Annotated in this window: 5 protein-coding genes; all 5 read left to right on the forward strand. The window is 58.2% G+C overall.

The annotated features are described in order from the left end of the window. Positions 1-1,127 (forward strand): energy transducer TonB (locus HKN37_10185; GenBank protein ID NNE47014.1); only part of this gene is annotated, 1,127 nt, incomplete at its 5' end. Positions 1,128-1,329: 202 nt separating this feature from the next. Continuing rightward, entirely contained in the window at positions 1,330-3,438 is a 2,109-nt protein-coding gene (gene hflB, locus HKN37_10190; protein NNE47015.1) for an ATP-dependent zinc metalloprotease FtsH, read from the forward strand. Between the two features lie 336 nt (positions 3,439-3,774). Next, positions 3,775-4,149, forward strand: coding sequence for a 30S ribosomal protein S12 (locus HKN37_10195; GenBank protein NNE47016.1), 375 nt, complete (start codon positions 3,775-3,777; stop codon positions 4,147-4,149). A gap of 59 nt (positions 4,150-4,208) precedes the next feature. Next, positions 4,209-4,676 (forward strand): 30S ribosomal protein S7, encoded by a 468-nt coding sequence (gene rpsG / locus HKN37_10200; protein NNE47017.1) that lies wholly within the window; start codon positions 4,209-4,211, stop codon positions 4,674-4,676. Positions 4,677-4,704: 28 nt separating this feature from the next. Then, the coding region (fusA, locus tag HKN37_10205; protein ID NNE47018.1) for an elongation factor G at positions 4,705-6,608 on the forward strand (1,904 nt) is incomplete at its 3' end.

Genomic DNA, 6,608 nt, shown 5'->3' on the forward strand with positions numbered 1-6,608 from the left:
CGGACAGCCTGTTGTCCGGACGTTCTCTTCTTGCTGCGGGAGCGATTTATTCGGACTGGGCCGAGATCGAAAGGGTTGATATTACCCAGCCGATAGCAATTGAAATTCCGGACTCGCTCTGGATTCAACTCGGGTTGATGGAGACGCCCATGCTGCCCGAGGCCGATGCGGCAAACGCGGGGCAGGCGGACGTATCTCCAACCGCCGCAACGGATTCTGTCTCCAGGCAGGTGGTTGCGCCGTCGGGCGACAGAGAAGCACCAGCGGATTCGACGATCGCCGTGACGGACTCATTGCAACGCGGCTTCGAGGCGGCCGATATACCCTCCGGTCCGGTGGCCAATGCTAAGCCGGACTCGCTGGAGCAGCCGGAAACAGTGACGCCGGTCACGACGATCAGTCCCGAAACACAACGGCAGCCGGAAACAGTGACGCCGGTCACGACGATCAGTCCCGGAACACAACGGCAGCCGGAAATCGAATCCCGGCCGACGATTCATTTGCTCGACCTTTACACACTCATATCCACTCGATACCCTGGTTCGGACTACGCGCGGCGAGCAGCGGGACTGACGGCGGCCCTGAACGAAAGGATGAAGCCTGCGGTGGACTCGACCTTGGTGTCCGTGGCGGATACTACGGATGTGCCCCTGGATCGTGAGGGTGACATTGCAGTCGATCAGAAGGACACCGATCCGACGATCTCCGAACGTCGGCGGGAGGACGCTGATGAGGCGGGGGGCGTCCCCGGCGCGCAACGTCCGGAAGAGGCACTTCAAAGAGATCTTCTTGACCGACCACCGACAGTCGCCGACACCACTACGTACGACAGTGTCGACGTGGAGCCGCGCCTCGTCGGTGGAGACGGTGCCCTTCAGCGCATGTTTCGGTATCCGGACACGGCCGCAGAGGGTCAGGTCTCCGGTCGTGTAGAGCTCCGCTTTGTAGTCGACGAGCGAGGCCGCATCCTCGAGCCGTCAATCACCGAGAGCGTCGGGGCCGGCTGCGACGAGGAAGCGCTTCGGGTAATCAGGCTCAGTCGGTTTCGCCCCGCGACAATTGACGGGCGTGCGGTGCGCTATCGGATGGCGCTGGACGTCAATTGCGCGCCCGATCCTCGGCGCTGAACAGGCCTCGGACTGCATCCAGATAGCCTTCTGGCCGTAGTAAACTCGAATGGCATCCGATCTCGCACAGGCAGTCCGGCGGTGCCCGATGCACGACTCGGAAACGGAACCTACCATCCATTTCAGCTGTTACCTTACACTTGTCCTGAACTAGTTTGAGCGTCTACCCGGACGCTCGCGGCCTGCGGGTCCGCCTTTGCGCATGGCGCACGACGATCGCGATAACATAGAACTCGAGCGGAAGGACTCAGGGTCAGGCCCTCGCCTTCCCGACAAGCGTCCACGATTTTCGTTGTGGATCTACCTCGCCATCTTTCTGGCGCTCATCGTCCACATTCTGCTCTTCATCAATAGTGCAGACCCCAACTCGATCGAATACAGCACGTTTCTGGACTACGTTGAAAAGGGATACGTGTCCGAAGTGGTTGTTGTCAACGATTCACGGATCAATGGCAAATACGTCGATTCAGCGGTTCAGAACGAGCTGGTCAAGGTTGCCCGTCCTCGCCAGGATTTCCTTTCAGCGTCGTCGGCCGACCAGGGGAAGATATTCAGCACCGTCAAGCCGTCGGATCATGAACTGACGCAGTTCCTGCGTGAGCACAACGAGAAGGCCAAACAGGCCGGCGATGCCACGATTCAATTCAGTGCCCGGCAAGAAGAGAACTGGTTTGCAGGGCTTCTGACGTGGGTTTTCCCGTTGCTGCTGCTGGTCGTTCTATGGGTTTTCCTGATCCGGAGAATGAATCCCGGAAGTCAGGTTCTGAGCATCGGCAAGAACAAGGCAGTACTCTTTGACGCGATGGGCGATCATCGGCTGACATTCAAGGATGTTGCCGGGCTGGAAGAAGCGAAGGAAGAGGTGGCTGAAGTCGTTGAGTTCTTGCGCTCTCCCAAGAAGTTTACGAGGCTCGGTGGCAAGCTCCCGAAAGGGGTTTTGCTCGTTGGGCCGCCGGGAACGGGGAAAACGCTTCTCGCCAAGGCGGTGGCGGGCGAAGCGGGCACGCCGTTCTTCTCCCTGTCAGGATCAGACTTCGTTGAGATGTTTGTCGGTGTTGGCGCCGCGCGAGTGCGTGACCTGTTCCGTCAGGCAAAGGAAAAGGCGCCGTGCATCATCTTCATTGACGAGATCGACGCTATCGGGCGCTCAAGAGGACGGGGTATGATGATGGGCGCCAACGACGAACGGGAAAACACACTCAACCAGCTCCTGGTCGAGATGGACGGTTTCAACACCGACAAGGGTGTGATCATCATGGCTGCCACGAACCGTCCCGACGTGCTTGACACGGCTCTCCTGCGACCAGGCCGATTTGACCGGCAGGTCCTCATTGACAAACCCGATCGGCTGGAACGAGCAGAGATATTCAAGGTGCACACGCGCGAGCTGATTCTCTCCGATAATGTCGATTGTGATCATCTCGCGGCCCAGACACCGGGTTTTGCGGGTGCCGAGATTGCAAACGTGTGTAACGAGGCCGCGCTGCTGGCCGCCCGGGAGGACAAGGAATCGATTGAGATGGAGGACTTCGAGAAAGCCATCGATCGCGTCATCGGCGGCCTGGAAAAGAAGAACAAGTTGATCTCGCCCGAGGAGAAGGAAATCGTTGCATATCACGAGGCGGGACACGCCATAGCCGGCTGGTATCTCGAAAACACGGACCCGGTTGTGAAGGTATCAATCGTGCCGCGAGGGCTCGCCGCGCTGGGGTATGCGCAATATCTGCCCGAAGAGCGATATCTGTACACGAAAGAGGCCCTTGAGGATCGCATGACGATGGCGATCGGTGGACGAGTTGCGGAGGAGATAGTCTTCGGCCGGATTTCGACGGGGGCCCAGAACGACCTTGAGCGCATCACGAAGATGGCCTATGCCATGGTTGTCGACTACGGGATGAGCGATCGTGTTGGTGCTGTGAGTTTTAATCTTTCCGGGGCGGCCAGTGAGGGCCCGATTTTCGACAAGCCGTACTCGGAAGACACGGCGCGGATCATCGATGAAGAGGTGAAGCGCATCATCGGGAGCGTACGCGAGCGGGCCCGTGAACTGCTGACTGAGAAGCGCGACAAGCTCGAGGATATGGCCCAGGCGCTGCTTGAGAAGGAAGTGCTGGGTCCGAAAGAGCTTGTTGCCATTCTGGGCGACCGGCCTTTCGGGGACTATATGAACATCAACGGACAGGACGAAGCGAAGACCGATGATGTTGTGGGCAGTGAGGAAGAGCTGGCACCGCCGTCGGATATGCCGGAGAGCGGCGATGGCACGCAGCTGCTACCAGAAGAGGATGCTGACAGCCCGGCGCCTGCCTGAGCCGGGAGACAGGTACTCCAGAGCACGGGATCGACGAGCGTCGGTCCCTTTTTTTGTGCTCATGCATTCTTGATACCGATCCAGTGATCTATAGCGATTAATCGAATTGATACAGACTGTCTACGGTTCGAGCCTGGGAGCCCCAATCACCGCAAGTAGCCTCTTCGGGCTGTTTTCGTTCTATCAGCCGGTTATTCCGGCAGGACGCTGGACGCCAACCCAACATTTTCTTCATCCCCTTCATTGTTGCGTGAACCCGACCCGCCGTATATTACGCGACTGTTTGTATTGCGGGGACGGCGATTGCCGGGACCGCGCCACCAACCTGATCTAATCGTGCCTACGATTCAACAATTAGTCCGAAAGGGTCGTCACCCGAAGGTGAAGACGACGAAGTCGCCGGCACTTAGCTCGTGTCCGCAAAAGCGCGGTGTTTGCACTCGCGTGTACACGACTACGCCGAAGAAGCCGAATTCGGCACTTCGGAAAGTGGCCAAGGTGCGCCTGACCAACGGAGTGGAGGTCATTGCCTACATCCCCGGTGAGGGTCATAATCTGCAGGAGCATTCCATCGTCCTCGTGCGTGGGGGCAGAGTCAAGGACCTGCCTGGTGTCAAGTACCACATCGTTCGTGGTGCCCTGGATGCATCCGGGGTCGAAGATCGGATGCAATCACGCTCCAAGTATGGCGCGAAGAAGCCGAAGGTCTAACTCCTGATCGTGGAATCCCCGGCATCGCAGCCGGCGGAATTAAGCATTACCGAGTCGATATGCGTAGAAAAAGTGCGGACAGAAGGCAGGTTGTTGCCGATCCGATTTATCACGACGAACTGGTTTCCCGTTTCGTGAACAGCGTTATGAAGGAAGGGAAGAAGAGTATTGCTCAGCGCATTGTGTATAACGCGTTTCGAGCAATCGAGGAGCGAACGAGCGAGCCCGGTATCGAGGTGTTTCGCAAAGCCGTGAACAACGCGGCTCCGCTCGTCGAGGTTCGTTCGAGACGGGTCGGCGGTGCAACGTATCAGGTCCCGATCGAGGTGCGTCCGGAGCGCCGCACCGCGCTGGCGTTTCGCTGGATCATCCAGTACGCCCGCGCTAGAAATGACAAAAGTATGGCCAATCGCCTGGCAAATGAGTTGATGAGCGCTGCCAAAGGTGAAGGCGGTGCCATCAAGAAGAAGGACGACACGCACCGCATGGCAGAGGCTAACAAAGCGTTCGCGCACTTCCGCTTCTAGGTGCTCGATAGTTTAGATAGATAGAGTTATGGCGGAGAAAAAAGTACCACTCGAGAAAACGCGCAACATCGGCATCATGGCCCACATTGATGCCGGGAAGACTACGACCACGGAGCGCATCCTGTTTTATACGGGACGCCTGCACCGCATGGGTGAGGTGCATGAGGGCGGTGCGACCATGGACTGGATGGAACAGGAAAAGGAGCGGGGCATCACCATCACGAGCGCCGCCACCACGTGTTCATGGAAGGACAGTCGAATCAACATCATCGACACGCCGGGCCACGTTGACTTTACGGTCGAAGTCGAACGCTCGCTGCGAGTGCTGGATGGAGCCGTCGCCCTGTTTTGTTCGGTTGGCGGCGTGGAGCCACAGTCCGAAACCGTTTGGCGTCAGGCGGACAAGTATGGCGTTCCCCGCATCGCCTTTGTGAACAAGATGGATCGCACCGGTGCCGATTTCGCGGTTGCTGTCCAGATGATGAAGGACCGCCTGAAGGCCAATGCCGTTCCGGTACAGATCCCGATCGGCGAGGGAGACATGTTCCGCGGAGTGATCGACCTGATCACGAACAAGGCCATCGTGTGGCACGACGACAAGCAGGGAATCACGTGGGACGAGATCGATGTCCCAGGTGACCTCGTCAAGGAAACGCGGCACTGGCGAATCAATTTGCTGGAGGCGGTGGCAGAGCACAACGACGCGCTCCTCATGAAGTACCTCGAGGGCGAGGAGATCACCGCCGAAGAGCTCAAGGCCACGGTTCGAAAGGCAACACTGAGTCTCGATATCACGCCGGTGTTCTGCGGATCAGCCTTCAAAAACAAAGGCGTGCAGAGACTTCTCGACGGCGTGATCGATTATCTCCCGAGCCCGAAAGACGTGCCGGCTGTGACGGGTATGGCTCCGCGCATGGATGAGGAACAAGTCCGTGAAGCAGACCCCGACGCTCCGTTCAGTGCAATCGCCTTCAAAATCGCTACCGACCCGTATGTCGGGAAGTTGACATTTTTCCGGGTGTACAGCGGTACGCTCAAGAAGGGCCAGCAGGTTCTCAACGCTTCGATCGAGAAGAAGGAGCGCGTGGGACGCATTCTCTTCATGCACGCGAATTCCCGTGAGGACGTCGATGAGGTGTGTGCGGGAGATATCGCCGCCGCCGTCGGGCTCAAGAACGTTCGCACAGGCGATACGCTCGCCGACGTGAACAACCCGATCGTGCTCGAGAAGATGGACTTTCCGGAGCCCGTCATTCGGATCGCTATCGAACCGAAGACGAAAGCCGACAACGACAAGCTGGGCGTAGGCCTCCAGAAACTGGCCGAGGAGGATCCGACGTTTCGGGTGTCCACGGATGACGAAACAGGACAGACGATCATCGCCGGAATGGGCGAATTGCACCTCGAGATTATCGTAGATCGACTGAAACGTGAGTTTAAGGTCGAAGCAAACGTAGGTAAGCCCCAGGTTGCGTACCGAGAGGCGATCCGCGGGACCGTTGACGAGCACTACATTCATAAGAAGCAGACCGGCGGTCGCGGACAGTTTGCCGAGGTATACATTGAAATCGGCCCGAGCGAATCCGGCGTCGGTCTTGAGTTTGTTGACGAAATTCGCGGCGGCTCGATTCCCCGTGAGTTCATTCCGTCGGTAGAGAAGGGACTTCGTTCCGCAATGAACCAGGGCCCCCTCGCCGGCTACCCGCTTGAGGGTGTCAAAGCCCGCCTCTACGACGGCAAATTCCACAACGTCGACTCGGATCAGATGGCGTTTGAAGTTGCCGGTCGGATGGCATTCCGGGATGCGGCTCGCAAGGCGAAGCCAGTCATCATGGAGCCCATCATGGAGGTCGAAGTTGTGACGCCCGAGGAGTACATGGGCGACGTTATCGGCGATCTCAACAGCCGACGTGGTCGAATTCAGAGCATGGG

The sequence above is a fragment of the Rhodothermales bacterium genome (genome assembly GCA_013002345.1).
GTDB lineage: Bacteria > Bacteroidota > Rhodothermia > Rhodothermales > JABDKH01 > JABDKH01.

What these genes read in the sequence shown, in the direction of transcription:
- rpsG (NNE47017.1), top strand. Translation starts at nt 4,209, where the DNA reads ATGCGTAGAAAAAGTGCGGACAGAAGGCAGGTTGTTGCCGATCCGATT.
- hflB (NNE47015.1), top strand. Translation starts at nt 1,330, where the DNA reads ATGGCGCACGACGATCGCGATAACATAGAACTCGAGCGGAAGGACTCA.